Genomic DNA, 17,458 nt, shown 5'->3' on the forward strand with positions numbered 1-17,458 from the left:
GGCCGGCTCCTCAATGCACCCCATCAGGCGACGGCCTTCGCGCCGATCCCGTACAGAAGCAAGTGCCCGGCGAGTGGATGACGCGAAAAGGGATTGACTAACCAAGGCCCGTTACAGAAGCCCGGATGGAGCGCAGCGAAATCCGGGGCCTGTATCCGCGGACAGGCCGCCCCAGATTACGCTTCACTCCATCCGGGCTACGGGACGTGGGTAGTCACACGCGACAGCCCTGCCGTCGCAGGGGCGCGCTGCCAAAATATCGAAAACAACCCCATGCAAAGGAGCCGGTGCGGCCAGCGAGGCGCATGCTGTAATCACGCATTCGGTGTCGTCCCTGCGAAAGCACGGACCCATAACCGCAGGGCCTCGTTGTTGCGAGGGCTGTGGCCCCAGCGCTGCAAGGCAATCCGCATTTGTGGGTACGGGTCCCGGCTCAAGGCCGGGACGACGATGTGGCGAGGTCCTGCTCTACTTCTTCCGTCGCGCCTGCTTGCGCCAGTCGGCGACGAATGACACGAACGCAGCGAGCGCCGGCGGCGGCTGGCGACGGCTCGGATAATAGAGGAACGGTCCGTCGAATGGCGGGCACCAGTCGTCGAGCACGCTGACCAGCGCACCGGATTTGACGCCGTAGCGGACATAGCCCTCGAACGTCGCCCAGTAGCCGACGCCGTCATGAACCGCACGCAGCGCGAGGCCGAGATGGGTCGCGGTCAGCCTGGCCGGCGGCGAAATCTTCACCACGCGGCCGTTCTTCTCGAACTCCCAATCGAACATCACACCGTTGCTGAAGCGGCTGCGGATGCAGGGGTGCGCCAGCAGATCTTTCGGATGCATCGGCCGGCCGTGCTTTGCGACATACGCGCTGGACGCCACGATCGCGTAACGTTGCGGCGCGCCAAGCGGAACCGCGACCATATCCTGTGCCAGGTGCTCGCCGTAACGCACGCCGGCGTCAAAGCCCTGCGCGACGATGTCCACGAACGCACTCTCCGCAACGACGTCGAGCTCGACCCGCGGATATCTGGCGAGGAACGGCGCGATCATCGGCGCCAGCACCAGATCGACCGCGGGCGGCGGCGCGTTGATGCGCAACCGCCCCGACGGCTCGGCGCGCAGGCCGCGCACCTCGGTGATCGCATCGGCGACGTTGACCATGGCCGGCGCGACACGGGCAAGCAGCAGTTCGCCGGCCTCGGTCAGCGCGACGCTGCGGGTGGTGCGGTTCATCAGGCGGACGCCGAGCCGCTCTTCCATGTCGCGCAGGCGCTGGCTGAGGCTGGAAACCGAGACGCGCTGCTCGAGCGCCGCACGCCGGAAATTGCGCGTGCGCGCCACCGCCACGAAGCCGTCGAGGTCGCGAAGGTCGAAATTCTGCATTGTTCGATATAGTGAACAAGCCATTCGTGATTGTCCAGCTTATCGGCGAAAGCTGGCCGGCCCATATCACCTCGGCATTTGGCGACGGATTTTCCGCCGCAAACGTTCGAGGAACATCCACATGGACACACGCAAACTCGGCTCAACCGGGCCCACCGTCGCGGCCCTCGGCCTCGGCTGCATGGGCATGTCCGAGGTCTATGGCCCGGCCGATCGCGGCGAGAGCATCGCCACCGTGCACGCGGCGCTCGATGCCGGCATCACGCTGCTGGATACCGGCGACTTCTACGCCATGGGCCACAACGAGATGCTGGTGCAGGAAGCCCTGAAGGACGTCGCGCGCGACCGGCTGCAGATCAGCGTCAAGTTCGGCGCGTTGCGCGGCCCCGCGGGTGAATTCGCCGGAATGGACACCCGACCGGCCGCTACGAAGAATTTTCTCGCCTATTCGCTGCAACGTCTCGGCACCGACTACATCGACATCTATCGCCCGGCAGTCTCGATCCCAACGTTCAGATCGAGGAGACGATCGGCGGCCTCGCCGATCTGGTGAAGTCCGGCTACATCAGACATATCGGCCTGTCCGAGGTCGGCTCCGACACCATCCGCCGTGCTCATGCCGTGCATCCGATCGTCGATCTCCAGATCGAATACTCGCTGATCGAGCGTGGCATCGAGCGCGATATCCTGACGACCTGCCGCGAGCTTGGCATCGGCATCACAGCCTACGGCGTGCTGTCGCGCGGGCTGATCAGCGGCCACTGGTCGAAGGAGTCCGGCAAGATCGGCAGGGACTACCGGCTGATGACGCCGCGCTTCCAGGGCGCGAACCTCGATGCCAATCTCGCGCTGGTCGAGCAGTTGCGCGCCGTTGCCGCCGAGATCGGGGCGACGCCGGCGCAGGTCGCGATTGCCTGGGTCGCGGCGCAGGGCAAGGAGATCGTGCCGCTGGTCGGCGCCCGCACCCGCAACCGTCTCGCCGAAGCGCTCGGCGCGACCAGGCTGACGCTGACGCAAGCTCATCTCGCGGCGCTGGCGAAAGCCTTCCCGCCGGATATCGCTGCCGGCACGCGCTATGCGGCCGAGCAGATGGCGCATCTCGACAGCGAGAAGCCGGCCAGCAGATAACGGCAGCAATCAGGTGCGATGGGCGCTGAGGTCAGTGATGACAGGCCCATCGCCATTGAGCGGGTTCTGCGGATCGCGCGCGTAGCGCAGGGTTTCGAACCGCATCGCGCGCGCATCCACCATCAGGAGGCGGCCGACCAGGCCCTCGCCGAAGCCGACGATCTCGCGGATCGCCTCCAGCGCCATCATCGATCCCAGGACGCCGGCGAGCGCGCCCATCACGCCGGCCTCGGCGCAGGCCGGTACCGTGCCCGGCGGCGGCGCCTCCGGAAACAGGCAGCGATAGGTCGGATTGAACACGCCGTCCGCATTCTTCTCGTGCGCGCGGATCGTGGTCAGCGAACCGTCGAACTGGCCCAGTGCGGCCGTGATCAGCGGCCGCTTCGCGAGGAAGCAGGCATCGGCGACGAGATAGCGGGTCTCGAAATTGTCGGAGCCGTCGAGCACGAGGTCGTAGTTCGCGATCAGCGCCATCGCATTGTCGGCGGTGAGCCGCATCGAATGCGCCTCGAACGTCACATGCGGATTGAGCGCATGGATCTGTGCCGCCGCGCTGTCGACCTTGCGCTTGCCGATATCAGACGTCGCATGGATGATCTGGCGCTGCAAATTGGAGAGCGAGACGATATCGTCATCGATCACGCCGAGCCGGCCGACACCGGCTGCCGCCAGATACATCAGCACCGGCGCGCCGAGGCCGCCGGCGCCGATCACCAGCACGGAGGCCTGCTTCAGCGCATTCTGGCCGGGGCCGCCCACCTCGCGCAGCACGATGTGGCGGGCATAGCGTTCAAGTTCGTCGGCACTCAGCATTGTCTCATCTATCCTACCCGTGACCCTCATGGTGAGGAGCGCGGCACGCGCGTCTCGAACCATGAGGCCCGGTCCGTGGCCCTCATCCTTCGAGACGCGGCTCTCGCCGCTCCTCAGGATGAGGGTTGACGCGCTCCCTGAACCGGAGCGCGGTTGTTGCCGACCAAGCAGATGTGCTTAATTGCCTGGACGTCAATGGTGTCAGTCATTCCCCCCGGATTTGTCATGAGATCGGTGCTTTCGGCAACATTGATGGCCGCTTCCATTGCGGTCACGGGGATGGGCATGGCGCAGGCCCAGATGACCCCGCCCTCGACGGCGGGGGCGAAACCGAAGACCGTGGCGACGGTGCCGATACGCCCCGGGCTGCAGAAGCCGGAGGATACCGCGGGCGCGATGGCGCAGGCCGAGCGGCTGGCGCTGCAATCCGACCTCGCCTGGGTCGGCGAATATAACGGCGCCATTACCGGCGACGTCAGCGAGCGCATGGTCAATGCGATCAAGGAATTCCAGAAGAAGCGCGGCGGCAAGCCGACCGGCGTGCTGAACCCGCAGGAGCGCGGCGTGCTCGCCGACACTGCGCGGCGGAAGCAGGAAGGTGTCGGCTGGCGGATCGTCACCGAGCCGGCCACCGGGGCGCGGCTCGGCATTCCGACCAAGCTGGTGCCGCAGCTCACCAGCGACGCTTCCGGCGCCAAATGGACCTCGCCGACCGGCACCGTCCAGGTGCTGCTGACCCGGCGCAAGGAAGCCAGTCCGACCACCGCAAAGCTTGCCGAGCAGGAAAAGAAGGAACCGGCCGGCCGCACCATCGACTACACCGTGGTGAAGCCGGATTTCTTCGTGCTGTCTGGCATGCAGGGGCTGAAGAAGTTCTATCTGCGCGGCACCTTGAAGGGCGACGAGGTCCGCATCCTCACCATCCTCTATGACCAGGCGATGCAGACCACCATCGAGCCGGTGGTGATCGCGATATCGAGCGCCTTCAACGCATTTCCGTCCGCCGTGCGGGCCGGTCCGCCGCCGCGCAAGACCGTCGAATATGCCACCGGCGTCGTGGTCAGCGACGACGGCGCCATCGTGACCGATCGCGTGGCGACCGACGACTGCATCGCGCTGACGATCCCGGGCTACGGCAATGCCGATCGGGTCGCCGAGGACAGGGATCACGACCTCGCGCTGCTGCGCATCTATGGCGTGCGCGGGCTGAAGCCGCTCAATATCGCAGGCCAGGCGACGCAGACCGCGCTCGACATCACCGGGATCGCCGATCCGCAGAACCAGGGCGGCGGAGCGGCCGCGAGCAGCGTGAAGGCTTCGGCCGCACAGATCGGCGGCGGCGATCAGGCGCTGTCGCCGGCGCCGGCACTCGGGTTCTCCGGCGCGGCGGCGCTCGACGGCGGCGGCAGGTTTGCCGGGATCGCGGTGCTGAAACCCGTCATCGTCGCAGGCCCCGCAAACGCGGCGCCGCCGGCGCAGGCCGCGCTGGTGCCGGCCGACACGGTGCGCAGCTTCCTGAAGGCGCATGGCGTCACCGCGTCGGGCGACTCGGCGGACGCCAAGGCGGCCGTGGTCCGCGTGATCTGCGTCAGGAAGTAGAGCTACCTCGCCCCGCTTGCGGGGAGAGGTCGGATTGCATCGCCAGATGCAATCCGGGTGAGGGGGTACAGGTCCATCAATGGACACCACCTCGTGGAGTGAGCCCCTCACCCCACCCTCTCCCCGCGAGAGCGGGGCGAGGGAGCCTAACCAACCTCACCTCAACGCAAAGCGCACCCCGGCGCGGGCGAGGCCGCCGGCAATGCCGACCGGGGTGCCGTCGGCGCGCCAGCAGGCTGCGCCCGACATCGTGCCGTCGGCGTGAAACTGGATCGCGTTCATGCCGCCGGCCACCGTCGGCACGACCTGCACCTTGTGGCCCTTGGCTGATAGCGCGGCGCGGACAGCCTCCGGCACCGCCGGCTCGACCTCCAGCGCATTGCCCTCGGTCCAGACCCGCGGCGCCTCGACCGCCTCCTGCAGGCTCATGCCGTGGTCGATCAGATTGATCAGCGCCTGCATCGCGCTCGGGAAGATGCGCTTGCCGCCGGGCAGGCCGAGCGCGTAGGCGAGCTTGCCGTCGCGCAGCGCCATCATCGGCGACATCGAGGTGGTGACGCGCTTGCCGGCGGCCAGCGACAGCGCGTGTCCCGGCCGCGGATCGAACAGGTTCATGTAGTTGTTCGGCACGGTGCCGAGGCCCGGGATCAGGATCTTGGCGCCGAACAGATTGTTGATGGTCTGGGTGGTCGCGACCACATTGCCCATCGCATCCGCCGCGGTCATGTGCGTGGTGTGCGCGCTTTCGAGCTGGGTGACGCCGGCGCTCCAGGCTTGCGCGCGGTCGGGATCGATCGCGCGGCGGCGCTCCTCGGCATAGGCCTTCGAGGTCAACCGCTCCACCGGCACGTTGATATAGGCGGGATCGCCGCTCGCGGCCGCGCGGTCGGCAAAGGCGATCTTCAGCACCTCGGCAAGATAATGGATCGTCTCGGTCGTGCCGAAGCCGAGCCGCGCGATGTCATAGCCTTCGAGGATGTTGAGCATCTGCGTGATATGCACGCCCGATGCCGCGGGCGGCGGAGGCCCGAGGATTTCCCAGCCGCGGTAGTCGCAGCGGATCGGCTGCCGCTCGACGGTCTTGTAGGTCGCGAGATCCTCCTGCGCGATGAAGCCGCCGCTCTTTTTCATGTAGTCGACCAGGATGTCGCCAAGCGGCCCCTGGTAGAGCGCGTTGTCGCCATGATCGGCGATGTATTTCAGCGTCTCGGCATATTCCGCCTGCACCACGCGCTCGCCGGGCTTCAGCGGCGTGCCATCAGGCAGATAGATCGCCGAGATCGGCTTGTCCTTCAGCATCTCCTCGGCGCCGTCGGTGATGCATTCATGCAAATAGGGCGTCGCCGCATAGCCGCGCGCGGCGTGCTTGATCGCGGGCTGCATCACATCGGCAAGGCTCATGGTGCCGAAGCGGCGCAGCGTTTCGCACCAGGCTTTCAGCGAGCCCGGCACCGCGACCGCTTTCGGCCCGTTCAAATTCTCGTTGCCGACGGTGTCGAACACGTCGTGCGCCGATCCTGGCTTCGAAGTGTAGGTGTCCGGCCGCACCGCGTTCGGCACCGTGCTCTGGCCGTCGATGAAGCGATGGCTGCCGTCGGCGAGACGAATATGCGCCATGCCGCCGCCGATGATGCCGACCATCATCGGCTCGACCACGGTCAGCGTGAACAAGGTGGCGATCGCCGCATCGATCGCATTGCCGCCGGCAGCCAACATCTCGGCGCCCGCGCTCGATGCCAGCGGATGATTGCTCACCACCATGCCGCGGCTGCTGGTGGCCGGCTGCTTCTCGCATTGAAAACTTGTCGCGGCGCGGTCGCGCCAGGCGTCATTCATCGACATGCCGTTCATCGCCATTGTGTTCTCGTTCTTGATGGAGCGATCGGAGCCATGTTCTCCGGCCGCGCGTGCACGGTCAAGGCGCCGCGATTTTCCTCGCGGCGGTATTCGCAAATAACGTCACGGCTTCGCGCGATCGCGCAACCAGGTCTCGCGCGTCACCTTCCACTTCTCCGCTCTGGATTCGCCATTGTGGTGCGGAAGCTCGACGAAGCCGACGAATTCGGCTCCGGTCTTCTGCTTGACCCGGCGCGAGCCGACGTTGGACGGCGCGTTGCAGACATGGAAGTGATCGAGGCCGAGCGCCAGGAAGGCGAAATCGTTCACCGCCGCGATCGCCTCGGTCATGAGGCCCTGATTCCAATACGGCTCAGCGAGCCAGAATCCGCGATTGCCCTTGCGGCCGTCGGCGCGCGGCCGGAAATTGATGTTGCCGATCGCCTCGCCATCGCGGGCACGCAACACCAGTGACCATTGATAGCTTTCCTCTCCGGCCGCGATCTTGTCGAGCTCGCGCCTGATAAAGCTTTCCGCGCCGTCGCCGGGATAAGGCCACGGCACCACCGTGGCGAGAGTCTTGATCACATTCCAATTGTTGAAGTGACTCTGGATCGCCGCGGCATCCGACAGCGCAAGCGGCCGCAGGATCAGGCGTGGCGTCTCGATGCGCGGGGTCTCGAACATTGTTACTTCTGGCACTTCGGGCACCAGAACGTCGAACGGCCGTTCTGGGTGAAGCGCCTGACAATACCTTCGCAGCCCGACGTACGGCACGTCTCGCCCTCGCGGTCATAGACCTGGAACGAATGCTGGAAATAGCCGAGATCGCCGTTGGTCAATCGATGGTCGCTGATCGAGGAGCCGCCGGCCTTGATCGCCTGGTTGAGCACCGAATGGATCGCGTCGACCAGCCGCCTAGCGTGGTCGGTCGGCTCGCCCCCGGCAACGCCCTTGCGTTGTCCGGACTTGGTCGCGAGCGTCGCGGCCAATCGCCGCGGCGACAGATGCGAACGAAACAGCGCCTCGCAGACATAGATGTTGCCAAGTCCCGCCACCACGCGCTGATCGAGCAGCGCGGCCTTCAGGCTGGTCTTCTTGTTGTGACAGGAGCGCGCCAGCATCGCCGCGTCGAACTCGTTGCCGAGCGGCTCGGGACCGAGCCCTTTCAGGAGCGGCTCATCCTCGATCGCGTTGCGCGCGATGATCTTCATATAGCCGAAGCGCCGCGGATCGTTGAAGACGACGGCCGCGCCCGACGACATGTGGAACACCACGTGATCATGCACGCGATCCTCGCTGCGCGGATGGTGGAATTGCCCCGGCGTCGCCGCGCCGTCCTGCTTCAGCACGCGGAACGAGCCCGACATGCCCAGATGCATCAGCAGCACGTCGCCGGAGTTCAGGTCCGCCATCAGATATTTGGCACGGCGGCCGAGCCCGGTGATGGTCCGGCCCTCCAGCCGGGCGATAAAGTCTTTTTGAAACGGAAACCGCAAATCCTTGCGGCGAGCCTCGGCCTTGAGGATCCTGGACCCCTCCATGGCCGGTTGCAGGCCGCGGCGGACGGTCTCGACTTCGGGTAATTCCGGCATGGCAGGCATTCACCTTTTGGAAGTGACGTGATAGCGCCATTGCGGCCGCCGCGCTATGGTTTGGCTGGAGCGTTTTTCGAGCGAAGCGGCTACCGGTTCGCGTGAAGAAAACGCGACCAAAAAGGGTAAGAGTTCTGAGTGATGGATCGGCCGGATCAAACCACCCATTTCGGCTTCAGGGATGTGCCCCTGGGCGAGAAGCAGACGCTGGTGAACGACGTGTTTCACAGCGTGGCGTCCCGCTACGACCTGATGAACGATCTGATGTCGGCGGGCCTGCACCGGGCCTGGAAGGACGTCATGATCACGATGCTCGATCCGCCGAAGGGCGACCGGCCGTTCGCGCTGCTCGACGTCGCTGGCGGCACCGGCGACATCGCGTTCCGGGCCGCCAAGACCGCGGGCGCGGGCTTTCATGCCACGGTCTGCGACATCAATGCCGACATGCTCGCCGTCGGCCGCGAGCGCGCCGCGAAGCAGCACCTCGATGACCGGGTGTCGTTCGTCGAGGGCAACGCCGAAACGCTGGGTTTTGCCGACCGCGCGTTCGACGCCTACACCATCGCATTCGGCATCCGTAACGTGCCGCAGATCGACCTCGCATTGCGCGAGGCCTATCGCGTGCTCAAGCCGGGCAGCCGCTTCCTGTGCCTGGAATTCTCCACCGTCGACGTGCCCGGCCTCGACAAGATCTACGATCTGTTTTCCTTCAAGGTGATCCCGCCGCTCGGCCGCGCCGTCACCGGTGACGCCGAGTCCTATCAATATCTCGTCGAGTCGATCCGCAAATTCCCGCGGCCGAACGCGTTCGCCGAGATGATCGGCGCCGCCGGCTTTGCCCGCGTGAAGTGGCAGAGCCTCTCCGGCGGCATCGTGGCGCTGCATTCGGGCTGGCGTTTGTGATCTCTGCACTGACCCACATCACGCGCCTCGCCCGCGCCGGTTTCGTGTTTGCGCGCGAGGGCGTGTTCGGCGTCGTCGATCCCGCGCTGGTGCCGCCGCCCGGGCAGCTCGCGCTGAAGCTGGCGCGGCTGATCGAGCGCCGCTCCGCCAAGTCAGGTCCGCGGTTGTCGCGCGCACTGACGCGGCTCGGACCGGCCTATCTCAAGCTCGGGCAATTCCTCGCCACCCGGCCCGACGTGGTCGGCGTGGCGATGGCGCGCGATCTCGAAGCCCTGCAGGACCGGCTGCCGCCGTTCGCGCAGGAAGCGGCCGAAACCGTCATCACGCAATCGCTGGAACGGCCGCTGCCGCAGGCCTTTGTGCATCTGGGCCCTGCGGTTGCCGCGGCCTCGATCGCGCAGGTGCATCGCGGCGAAATCGAGCGCGACGGGGTCCGGCATCAGGTTGCGGTCAAGGTGCTCCGGCCCAACGTCGCCGCGCGCTTCCGCCGCGACCTCAGCGACTTCTTCTTTGTCGCGCACAAGGCCGAGGCGCATTCCGCCGAGGCGCGGCGCTTGCGCCTGATCGAGGTCATCAACACGATGTCGCGCTCGGTCGCGATGGAGATGGATCTGCGGCTCGAGGCGGCCGCGCTGTCCGAGATGGCCGAGAACACCCGCGGCGATCCGGACTTCCGCGTCCCCGCGGTGGATTGGGATCGCACCGCGCACAGCGTGCTGACGATGGAGTGGATCGACGGCATCGCGCTGAACGATCACGTCCGGCTGGCGCAGGCCAAGGTCGATTTGCCCGATCTCGGCCGCAAGGTGATCCAGAGCTTCCTGCGCCACGCGCTGCGCGACGGCTTCTTCCATGCCGACATGCATCCCGGCAATTTGTTCCTCGACGAGGCCGGCCGGCTCGTTGCCGTGGATTTCGGCATCATGGGACGGCTCGGGCTGAAGGAGCGGCGCTTCCTGGCCGAGATCCTGCTCGGCTTCATCACCCGCGATTATCGCCGCGTCGCCGAGGTGCATTTCGAGGCCGGCTACGTGCCCGGCCACCATTCGGTGGAGAATTTCGCGCAGGCGATCCGCGCGATCGGCGAGCCGATCCACAACCGCACCGCCGAGGAAATCTCGATGGCGAAGCTGCTGACGCTTCTGCTCGAGGTCACCGGCCTGTTCGACATGCAGACGCGCCCCGAGCTGATCCTGCTGCAGAAGACCATGGTGGTGGTCGAGGGGGTGGCGCGCGGCTTCGACCCGAAGCTCGACATCTGGAAGATCGCCGACCCCGTGGTGCGCGAATGGATCACGCAGAATCTCGGCCCGGCCGGCCGCATCCAGGGCGCGATCTCAGGCGCGGGCGAGCTCGGCCGCATCCTCGCCAACTTGCCGTCGATCGCCAACCGCGCCGTCACGGTGCTCGAGCAGCTGGAGACCATGACGCTGGAGGGCCACATGCTGTCTTCGGACTCGATCGACGAAATGGCCCGCGCCGAGGCCCGCAAGGCGCGGGTGCAGACCGTCGGCCTCTGGGTCATTGCGATCGCCTCCATCGCGATCTTTTTCGCGATCCGGGCACACTGATTGCAATGCATGCACCATGTGATAGCATCGCTATCATATTTATTTGAGCATGATGCCTGAGGGCACGCCATGGCCAGCCTGACCATCCGCAAACTCGACGACACGCTGAAGGCCTATCTGCGGCTGCGCTCCGCCAGGAACGGCCGCTCGGTCGAGGAGGAGGTCCGGGTGATCCTCCGGGACCTCGCAGACGGCGGTACGGAGCCCTCCGAGGCGCCCGGCCCAGGTTCCGCGACAGTGGCAGCCCCTGCTCCACGGGCCGCCAGCGTGGCCGGCGAGCCGCGCGTCACCCTGATCATCGGCGGGGGGATTGCGGCCTACAAGGCGCTGGATCTGATCCGGCGACTCAAGGAACGGCACATCCAGGTCCGCTGCGTGCTGACCAGGGCGGCCCAGCAATTCGTCACCCCGCTCGCCGCCAGCGCGCTGTCGCATGAGCGCGTCTACACCGACCTGTTCGACGCCGAGAGTGAGTTCGACGCCGGCCATATCCGCCTGGCGCGGGACTGCGACCTGATCGTGGTGGCGCCGGCGACCGCCGACCTGATGGCCAAGATGGCGCAGGGCCATGCCGACGACCTCGCCACCGCCACCTTGCTGGCGGCCAACCGGCCGATCCTGCTGGCGCCGGCGATGAACCCGCTGATGTGGAACAATCCGGCCACCCGCCGCAACGTGCTGCAGCTCCGCCGCGACGGCGTCCACACCGTCGGCCCCAATGCGGGCGAGATGGCGGAAGCCGGCGAGGCCGGCGTCGGCCGGATGGCCGAGCCGACCGAGATCGCCGCCGCCGCCGACCGCATGCTGCGCCCGCCGCAGCCACGTCCGCTAGCCGGCAAGCGGGTGCTGATCACCGCGGGCCCGACCCATGAGGCGATCGATCCGGTCCGCTACATCGCCAACCGCTCGTCCGGCAAGCAGGGCTTTGCCATCGCCGCCGCCGCGCGCGCCGCCGGCGCCGAGGTGGTGCTGGTGACCGGCCCGGTCGAGCTCGACGACCCCCAGGGCATTTCGGTCATGCGCGTGGAGTCCGCGCGCGACATGCTGCACCGGGTCGAGGCGGCGCTGCCGGTCGACGTCGCGATCTTCGCCGCCGCGGTCGCCGACTGGCGGGTCGCCACCGAGGGCAGCCAGAAGCTGAAGAAGACCGCGGCCGGCATGCCGCCGCTGCAGCTGGTCGAGAACCCCGACATCCTCGCGACAATTTCCAAGCTGAAGGAGCAGCGGCCGCCGCTGGTGATTGGGTTCGCCGCCGAGACCGAGCATCTGATCGAGAACGCCAAGGCGAAGTTCGCGCGCAAGGGCTGCGACTGGATCGTCGCCAACGACGTCTCGCCGGCAACCGGGGTGATGGGCGGCGACCGCAACACCGTTCACCTGCTCTCGCGCGAGGGCAAGGACGTCACCGTCGACTCCTGGCCTGTCATGACCAAGGAGGAAGTCGCGACCGCGCTGGTGTCGCGCATCGCAAGAGCGTTTTCGAGCGAAGTGGTCACCGGTTCGCGTCAAGAAAACGCGACCAAACAAAAGGATTAGAGCATGATCCGATTCAATCGGATCATGCTCTAGAGCCGTAGGAACCGCATCGTGAGCGCCACCATCAAGGTCGAAGTCCATCAACTGCCGCACGGCGCCGATCTCCTGCTGCCGATCTATCAGACCGCCGACGCGGCCGGGCTCGACCTGCTCGCGGCGGTGCCGCAGTCGGCGCCGCTGCTGCTGCTCCCGGGCCGCTACGAGATGGTTCCGACCGGACTGACGATCGCGCTGCCGCCGGGCTACGAGGCGCAGGTGCGGCCGCGCTCCGGCCTTGCCGCCAAATACGGCGTCACGGTGCTGAACTCGCCCGGCACGATCGACGCCGACTATCGCGGCGAGATCAACGTGCTGCTGATCAACCACGGCCACGAGGTGTTCTCGATCCGGCGCGGCGAGCGCATCGCGCAGATGGTGATCGCGCCGGTCACACGGGCCGAGCTGGTTCCGGTCGACGTGCTGCCGGCGACCGGGCGCGGCAGCGGCGGCTTCGGCTCGACCGGACGCTAGTGCGCGACGACTTCACTCGAGCGGCGGCGCCACTTCACCTCGCCCCGCGTGCGGGGAGAGGTCGGAACGCATCGTCAGATGCGTTCCGGGTGAGGGGGAGTCTCCGCGAACGCAGCTATCACCGGATATGCGGAGACGGCCCCTCACCCCAACCCTCTCCCCGTAAGAACGCGTAAGAACGGGGAGAGGGAGCCAAGCGCCTTCGCATCGGAGAAGTGTGCGGACGAGCTCGGGAAGATCACGCTTCGTGCGCGCTCTCCGCACCAATACGGAGTCAATTCGCGTAAAATCCGCCCCACCCGGCGGCATTTTTTCACAGGGGATTCTGCGTTCACGGTCTGGACTCTTACTCGCCGAGTCCCGTTGGGACTATTCTGTCTTGATTCGAGCGCGACGGGGGGTCTTCGTCGGGCTGACTGGTCCTGCTTGGGCATGATCGGCGGACAAACGTCGTACGTTTGCCGTGAGGGAACACCGGTCTCCTCTTTTCCGGATCATGCCTTAAGGTTTGTGCGTTCTGGGGCAACATATGTCGGGCGTAGTCGCGGCAATGCGTCGAACCCTGCTGTCATGCACCTCACTGGCGCGCGACGGCATGATTGGGCTCGCCATCACCGCATTGCTGCCAGCCCGCACCGCGTTTGCCGCCGAGAGCCCGGTCGCCCAGGCGATGTCGGATCATTTCGGCTTCAATCACCAGGAGGTCGCGGTCCTCGCGACGTCGCTTGCGCTGGTCGGCTTCTCGGCCGTCGCCGCGATCCTCTTGATGCGCACCCGGGTCCGCGCGACGAGGAACGAGGAGCAGCTGCAGTCCGAGATCACCGACCTGCAGGCGCAATCGGACCGGCTGCGCGCGCTGCTGTTCGTCGAGCCGCAGGTCCTGATCTCCTGGGCCGCCGGCGACAACCGGCCGCAGATCTCGGGCGACATCTCGCTGGTGATGTCGCAGGAAGGCTCGCCGCAGCGCGTCCTCGCCTTCGGAACCTGGCTGCCGCCCGAGCCGGCGCTGCAGATGGATCACGCCGTCGACGCGCTGCGCGAGAAGGGCGAGGCGTTCCTGCTCAACCTCTCGACCTCGGCCGGCCGCGCCATCGAGGCGATGGGCCGCGCGATCGGCGGCCAGGCCATCGTGCGGATCCGCGAGCTCGGCGGCCTGCGCCGCGAGCTCGCCGAGTCCAACCTGCGCTACAAGGCGCTGCAGGAGGAAACCGAGCTGCTGCGCGATTTCGCCGCCGCCGCGCCATGGCCGATCTGGGCCAAGAGCCTCGAGGGCAATCTGCGCTATGCCAACGCGGCCTATGTCCGCGCTACCGAAGGCAAGAGCGTGTCGGATGCGCTGCAGCGCAATCTCGAACTGCTCGAAAGCGACCAGCGCGGCGAATTGACCCGCGCGCTGAACGACAATGCCAATTATGCCGCGCGGCTGCCGATCGTCGTCAGCGGCGAGCGGCGGATCTACGACGTGCAGGCGCTCAAGCTCTCCGGCGGCAGCGCCGGCATCGCGATCGACGCCAGCGAAGCTGCGGCGTTGCGCGCGGCGATCGCGCGGATGGTCGAAGCGCACCGGCGTACCCTCGACCAATTGTCGTCGGGCGTCGCGGTGTTCGATGCCGACCGGCGGCTCACCTTCTACAACGAGTCCTATCGGCGGCTGTGGGGCCTCGATCAGGCCTTCCTCGACGGCAACCCCGACGATTCCAGCGTGCTGGACCGGCTGCGCGCCAACCGCAAGCTGCCCGAGCAGCCGGATTTCCGCGCCTGGAAGGCCAAGCTGCACGAAGCCTATCGCGCGGTCGAATCCGAGACCTATACCTGGTTCCTGCCCGACGGCCGCGCCATCAGCGTGGTCACCACGCCGAACCTCGAGGGCGGCGTCACCTATCTGTTCGACAACGTCACCGAGAGCCTCGACCTCGCCCGCCGCTACGACCGCCTGACGCGGGTGCAGCGCGAGACCCTGGACAATCTCGGCGAAGCGGTCGCGGTGTTCGGCAGCAACGGCCGCGCGGAACTGTTCAACCCGCCCTTCGCCAAGATGTGGAAGCTGCCGGCCGACGCGCTGCAGGGCGAGCCGCATATCGAGGCGGTGGAAGCACTGTGCCGGCCGCTGTTCGACGACGCCCTGACCTGGCGGACGCTGCGCGAGCAGATCACCGCGATCGAGAACCGCGCCCAGGTCGCGCTCAAGCTCGAGCGCAAGGACGGCAGCGTGCTGAATTGCATGACCATCCCGCTGCCCGACGGCAAGACCCTGCTCGCCTTCCAGGACATCACCGACACCGAAAATGTTGAGCGGGCGCTGCGCGAGCGCAACGAGGCGCTGGAAGCCGCCGACCAGATGAAGGTGGATTTCGTCCACCACGTCTCCTACGAGCTGCGCGCACCGCTCACCACCATCATCGGCTTCGCGCATTTCCTCAGCGATCCCTCGACCGGACCGCTGACGCCGAAGCAGGCCGAATATCTCGACTACGTCACCAAATCGACCAACGCGCTGCTGGCGCTCACCAACAACATTCTCGATCTCGCCACCATCGACGCCGGCGCGATGAAGCTCGAGCTCGGTCCGGTCAATATCGGCCAGGCGATCGAAGCCGCCGCCGAAGGCATCCAGGATCGCCTCGCGACCGACCGCATCACCCTCAAGGTCGATATCGAGCCCGACATCGGCGCCTTTGTCGGCGACGAGCGGCGCGTGGTGCAGGTGCTGTATAATCTGCTCGCCAACGCGGTCGGCTTCTCGCCGCACGACGCCACCGTCACGATCAGCGCGCACCGCACCGAGCACAGCGTGGTGTTTGCGGTGACCGATGCCGGTCCCGGCATTCCGGCGGAGATGCGCGACAAGGTGTTCAACTGGTTCGAGAGCCATTCGCACGGCTCGCGGCACCGCGGCGCGGGCCTTGGCCTGTCGCTGGTCCGCTCCTTCGTCGAACTCCATGGCGGACGGGTGCGCGTCGATTCGACCGTAGGCCGCGGCACGACCGTGACCTGCGACTTCCCGATCGACCAGACCGCACACCGCAACGCTGCTGAATGACGGCGACCTCGACATTCTCGGTGGCGCTCGCGAACGAGACCGCGACAGCAGAGCTGATGGCCGACCTCGCGCTGCTGATCGGCGCCGGCGACGTCATCACGCTGTCCGGCGACCTCGGCGCCGGCAAGACCACGGCCGCGCGCGCGTTGATCCGTTACCTCGCCGCCGACGACGCGCTGGAGGTGCCGAGCCCGACCTTCACGCTGGCGCAGAGCTACGAGCTGCCGTCGTTTCCGCTCGTCCATGCCGACCTCTACCGCATCAACGACGCCGGCGAGCTCGAGGAGATCGGGCTGTCGCCGCTGCCCGACGACATCGTGGCGCTGATCGAGTGGCCGGAGCGCGCGCCCGACGCGATGCCCGCCGACCGCATCGATATCGCGTTCAGCCATCGCCCGGCGCTCGGATCGGCGGCACGCGCGGCCGAGATCACCGGCCATGGCAAGGGTGCGGCGAAGGTCGCGCGGCTCAACGAGCTGCGCCAGTTCCTCGACCGCGCGGGCTTTCTCAATGCCCGGCGCGAACGCATGCCGGGCGATGCCTCGACGCGCTCCTATGCGCGGCTGCGCAACGACGACGGCACCGTCATCCTGATGAACTCGCCGCGCCGTCCCGACGGCCCGGCGATCTACAGCGGCCAGTCCTACAGCGCAGCGGTGCATCTCGCCGAAGACGTCAGGCCGTTCGTCGCGATCGGAAACGGCCTGCGCAAGCATGGTTTCTCGGCGCCCGCGATCCGTCACATCGATCTCGGATCCGGCTTCCTCATCACCGAGGATTTCGGCGCCGAGGGCGTCATCGAGGGCGACCCACCGCAGCCGATCGCCGAGCGTTACGAGGCCGCCGTCGACATGCTGGCGGCGCTGCACCGCGAGGTGCTGCCGGAGCAATTGCCGCTGACGTCGGACGAGAGCTACGACATCCCGGTGTTCGACATCGACGCCTGGCTGATCGAGATCGGGCTGATGCTGGAATGGTACCTGCCAGACCGCGGCGCGCAGCCGAGCGAGGAGCTTCGCGCCGAATTTCTCGGGATGTGGCGCGGCCTGCTGGAGAAGCCCGCAGCCGCACCGCAGACCTGGGTGATCCGCGACTTCCATTCGCCGAACATCATCTGGCTTGCCGAACGCACCGGCATCCTGCGCGTCGGCGTCATCGATTTCCAGGACGCGCTGCTCGGCCCCGCGGCCTATGACGTGGTGTCGCTGCTGCAGGATGCCCGGATCGATGTGCCCGAGCAGCTCGAGCTGTCGCTCTTGACCCGCTACATCAAGGCGCGGCGCGCGACCGATGAAAGCTTCGATCCGGCCGGCTTCGCCGAGCTCTATGCGATCATGTCGGCGCAGCGCAACACCCGCCTGCTCGGCACCTTTGCGCGACTCAACCGCCGCGACGGCAAGCCGCAATATCTCAAGCACCAGCCGCGGATCTGGACCTATCTCGAGCGGTCGCTGGCTCACCCCGCGCTGACCAGCTTCCGCATCTGGTACAAAGCCAACGTCCCTCCTCCAGTACCGTAGTTTACGGGTTATTAGCCTCGCCTCCCC

The 17,458-nt window shown here is 66.8% G+C and carries 12 protein-coding genes and 1 pseudogene; 8 read left to right on the forward strand and 5 right to left on the reverse strand.

The window, feature by feature from the left end; all coding sequences use genetic code 11:
* Positions 1-468: 468 nt before the first annotated feature.
* A complete protein-coding gene (locus ACZBJS_RS07545) occupies positions 469-1,380 on the reverse strand; it encodes a LysR family transcriptional regulator (RefSeq protein ID WP_316398522.1) in 912 nt (303 codons plus the stop codon).
* Positions 1,381-1,501: 121 nt separating this feature from the next.
* Between ACZBJS_RS07545 and ACZBJS_RS07550 the strand changes: the two are divergent.
* Positions 1,502-2,508: pseudogene (locus ACZBJS_RS07550) on the forward strand (aldo/keto reductase).
* Positions 2,509-2,517: 9 nt separating this feature from the next.
* On the opposite strand, the gene ACZBJS_RS07555 reads toward ACZBJS_RS07550, so the two are convergent.
* The gene (locus ACZBJS_RS07555; RefSeq protein ID WP_316398520.1) at positions 2,518-3,321 is read right to left on the reverse strand and encodes a HesA/MoeB/ThiF family protein; all 804 of its coding nucleotides are present in this window, start codon (positions 3,319-3,321) and stop codon (positions 2,518-2,520) included.
* Positions 3,322-3,546: 225 nt separating this feature from the next.
* Between ACZBJS_RS07555 and ACZBJS_RS07560 the strand changes: the two genes are divergently transcribed.
* Positions 3,547-4,920 carry a peptidoglycan-binding protein gene (locus ACZBJS_RS07560; protein WP_316398519.1) on the forward strand — a complete coding sequence of 458 codons (1,374 nt, stop codon included), beginning with the start codon at positions 3,547-3,549 and terminating at the stop codon, positions 4,918-4,920.
* A gap of 156 nt (positions 4,921-5,076) precedes the next feature.
* On the opposite strand, the gene ggt is transcribed toward ACZBJS_RS07560, so the two are convergent.
* The 3 genes from ggt to mutM all read right to left on the reverse strand — a co-directional run bounded on the left by ggt (position 5,077) and on the right by mutM (position 8,351).
* The gene (gene ggt, locus ACZBJS_RS07565; protein WP_316398524.1) at positions 5,077-6,756 is read right to left on the reverse strand and encodes a gamma-glutamyltransferase; all 1,680 of its coding nucleotides are present in this window, start codon (positions 6,754-6,756) and stop codon (positions 5,077-5,079) included.
* A 123-nt stretch (positions 6,757-6,879) separates the two neighbouring features.
* Positions 6,880-7,443 carry a GNAT family N-acetyltransferase gene (locus ACZBJS_RS07570; protein ID WP_253638175.1) on the reverse strand — a complete coding sequence of 188 codons (564 nt, stop codon included), beginning with the start codon at positions 7,441-7,443 and terminating at the stop codon, positions 6,880-6,882.
* 2 nt (positions 7,444-7,445) lie between these two features.
* Positions 7,446-8,351 (reverse strand): bifunctional DNA-formamidopyrimidine glycosylase/DNA-(apurinic or apyrimidinic site) lyase, encoded by a 906-nt coding sequence (mutM, locus tag ACZBJS_RS07575; RefSeq protein ID WP_057020428.1) that lies wholly within the window; start codon positions 8,349-8,351, stop codon positions 7,446-7,448.
* 141 nt (positions 8,352-8,492) lie between these two features.
* On the opposite strand from mutM, the gene ubiE reads away from it, so the two are divergent.
* From ubiE to tsaE, 6 genes are all read left to right on the forward strand, one after another.
* Positions 8,493-9,254, forward strand: a complete 762-nt coding sequence (gene ubiE, locus ACZBJS_RS07580) for a bifunctional demethylmenaquinone methyltransferase/2-methoxy-6-polyprenyl-1,4-benzoquinol methylase UbiE (RefSeq protein ID WP_057020427.1) — start codon at positions 8,493-8,495, stop codon at positions 9,252-9,254.
* Positions 9,251-10,825: a 2-polyprenylphenol 6-hydroxylase gene (gene ubiB, locus ACZBJS_RS07585; protein WP_076833825.1), complete on the forward strand. Its 1,575-nt coding sequence runs from the start codon at positions 9,251-9,253 to the stop codon at positions 10,823-10,825. The genes ubiE and ubiB overlap by 4 nt, the downstream gene beginning before the upstream one ends.
* 69 nt (positions 10,826-10,894) lie before the next feature.
* Entirely contained in the window at positions 10,895-12,361 is a 1,467-nt protein-coding gene (gene coaBC, locus ACZBJS_RS07590) for a bifunctional phosphopantothenoylcysteine decarboxylase/phosphopantothenate--cysteine ligase CoaBC (protein WP_076833822.1), read from the forward strand.
* A 51-nt stretch (positions 12,362-12,412) separates the two neighbouring features.
* A complete protein-coding gene (dut, locus tag ACZBJS_RS07595; protein WP_076833820.1) occupies positions 12,413-12,871 on the forward strand; it encodes a dUTP diphosphatase in 459 nt (152 codons plus the stop codon).
* A gap of 529 nt (positions 12,872-13,400) precedes the next feature.
* Entirely contained in the window at positions 13,401-15,911 is a 2,511-nt protein-coding gene (locus ACZBJS_RS07600) for a sensor histidine kinase (protein ID WP_057020424.1), read from the forward strand.
* Positions 15,908-17,431 carry a tRNA (adenosine(37)-N6)-threonylcarbamoyltransferase complex ATPase subunit type 1 TsaE gene (tsaE, locus tag ACZBJS_RS07605; protein WP_229192685.1) on the forward strand — a complete coding sequence of 508 codons (1,524 nt, stop codon included), beginning with the start codon at positions 15,908-15,910 and terminating at the stop codon, positions 17,429-17,431. Before ACZBJS_RS07600 ends, tsaE begins: the two co-directional genes overlap by 4 nt.
* Positions 17,432-17,458: the final 27 nt, after the last annotated feature.

Source organism: Bradyrhizobium sp. KZN70725, from assembly GCF_055264925.1.

What these genes read in the sequence shown, in the direction of transcription:
- mutM (WP_057020428.1), bottom strand. Translation starts at nt 8,351, where the DNA reads ATGCCGGAATTACCCGAAGTCGAGACCGTCCGCCGCGGCCTGCAACCG.
- ubiE (WP_057020427.1), top strand. Translation starts at nt 8,493, where the DNA reads ATGGATCGGCCGGATCAAACCACCCATTTCGGCTTCAGGGATGTGCCC.
- ACZBJS_RS07545 (WP_316398522.1), bottom strand. Translation starts at nt 1,380, where the DNA reads ATGCAGAATTTCGACCTTCGCGACCTCGACGGCTTCGTGGCGGTGGCG.
- ACZBJS_RS07600 (WP_057020424.1), top strand. Translation starts at nt 13,401, where the DNA reads ATGTCGGGCGTAGTCGCGGCAATGCGTCGAACCCTGCTGTCATGCACC.
- tsaE (WP_229192685.1), top strand. Translation starts at nt 15,908, where the DNA reads ATGACGGCGACCTCGACATTCTCGGTGGCGCTCGCGAACGAGACCGCG.
- ACZBJS_RS07555 (WP_316398520.1), bottom strand. Translation starts at nt 3,321, where the DNA reads ATGCTGAGTGCCGACGAACTTGAACGCTATGCCCGCCACATCGTGCTG.
- ACZBJS_RS07560 (WP_316398519.1), top strand. Translation starts at nt 3,547, where the DNA reads ATGAGATCGGTGCTTTCGGCAACATTGATGGCCGCTTCCATTGCGGTC.
- ACZBJS_RS07570 (WP_253638175.1), bottom strand. Translation starts at nt 7,443, where the DNA reads ATGTTCGAGACCCCGCGCATCGAGACGCCACGCCTGATCCTGCGGCCG.
- ggt (WP_316398524.1), bottom strand. Translation starts at nt 6,756, where the DNA reads ATGAATGACGCCTGGCGCGACCGCGCCGCGACAAGTTTTCAATGCGAG.
- coaBC (WP_076833822.1), top strand. Translation starts at nt 10,895, where the DNA reads ATGGCCAGCCTGACCATCCGCAAACTCGACGACACGCTGAAGGCCTAT.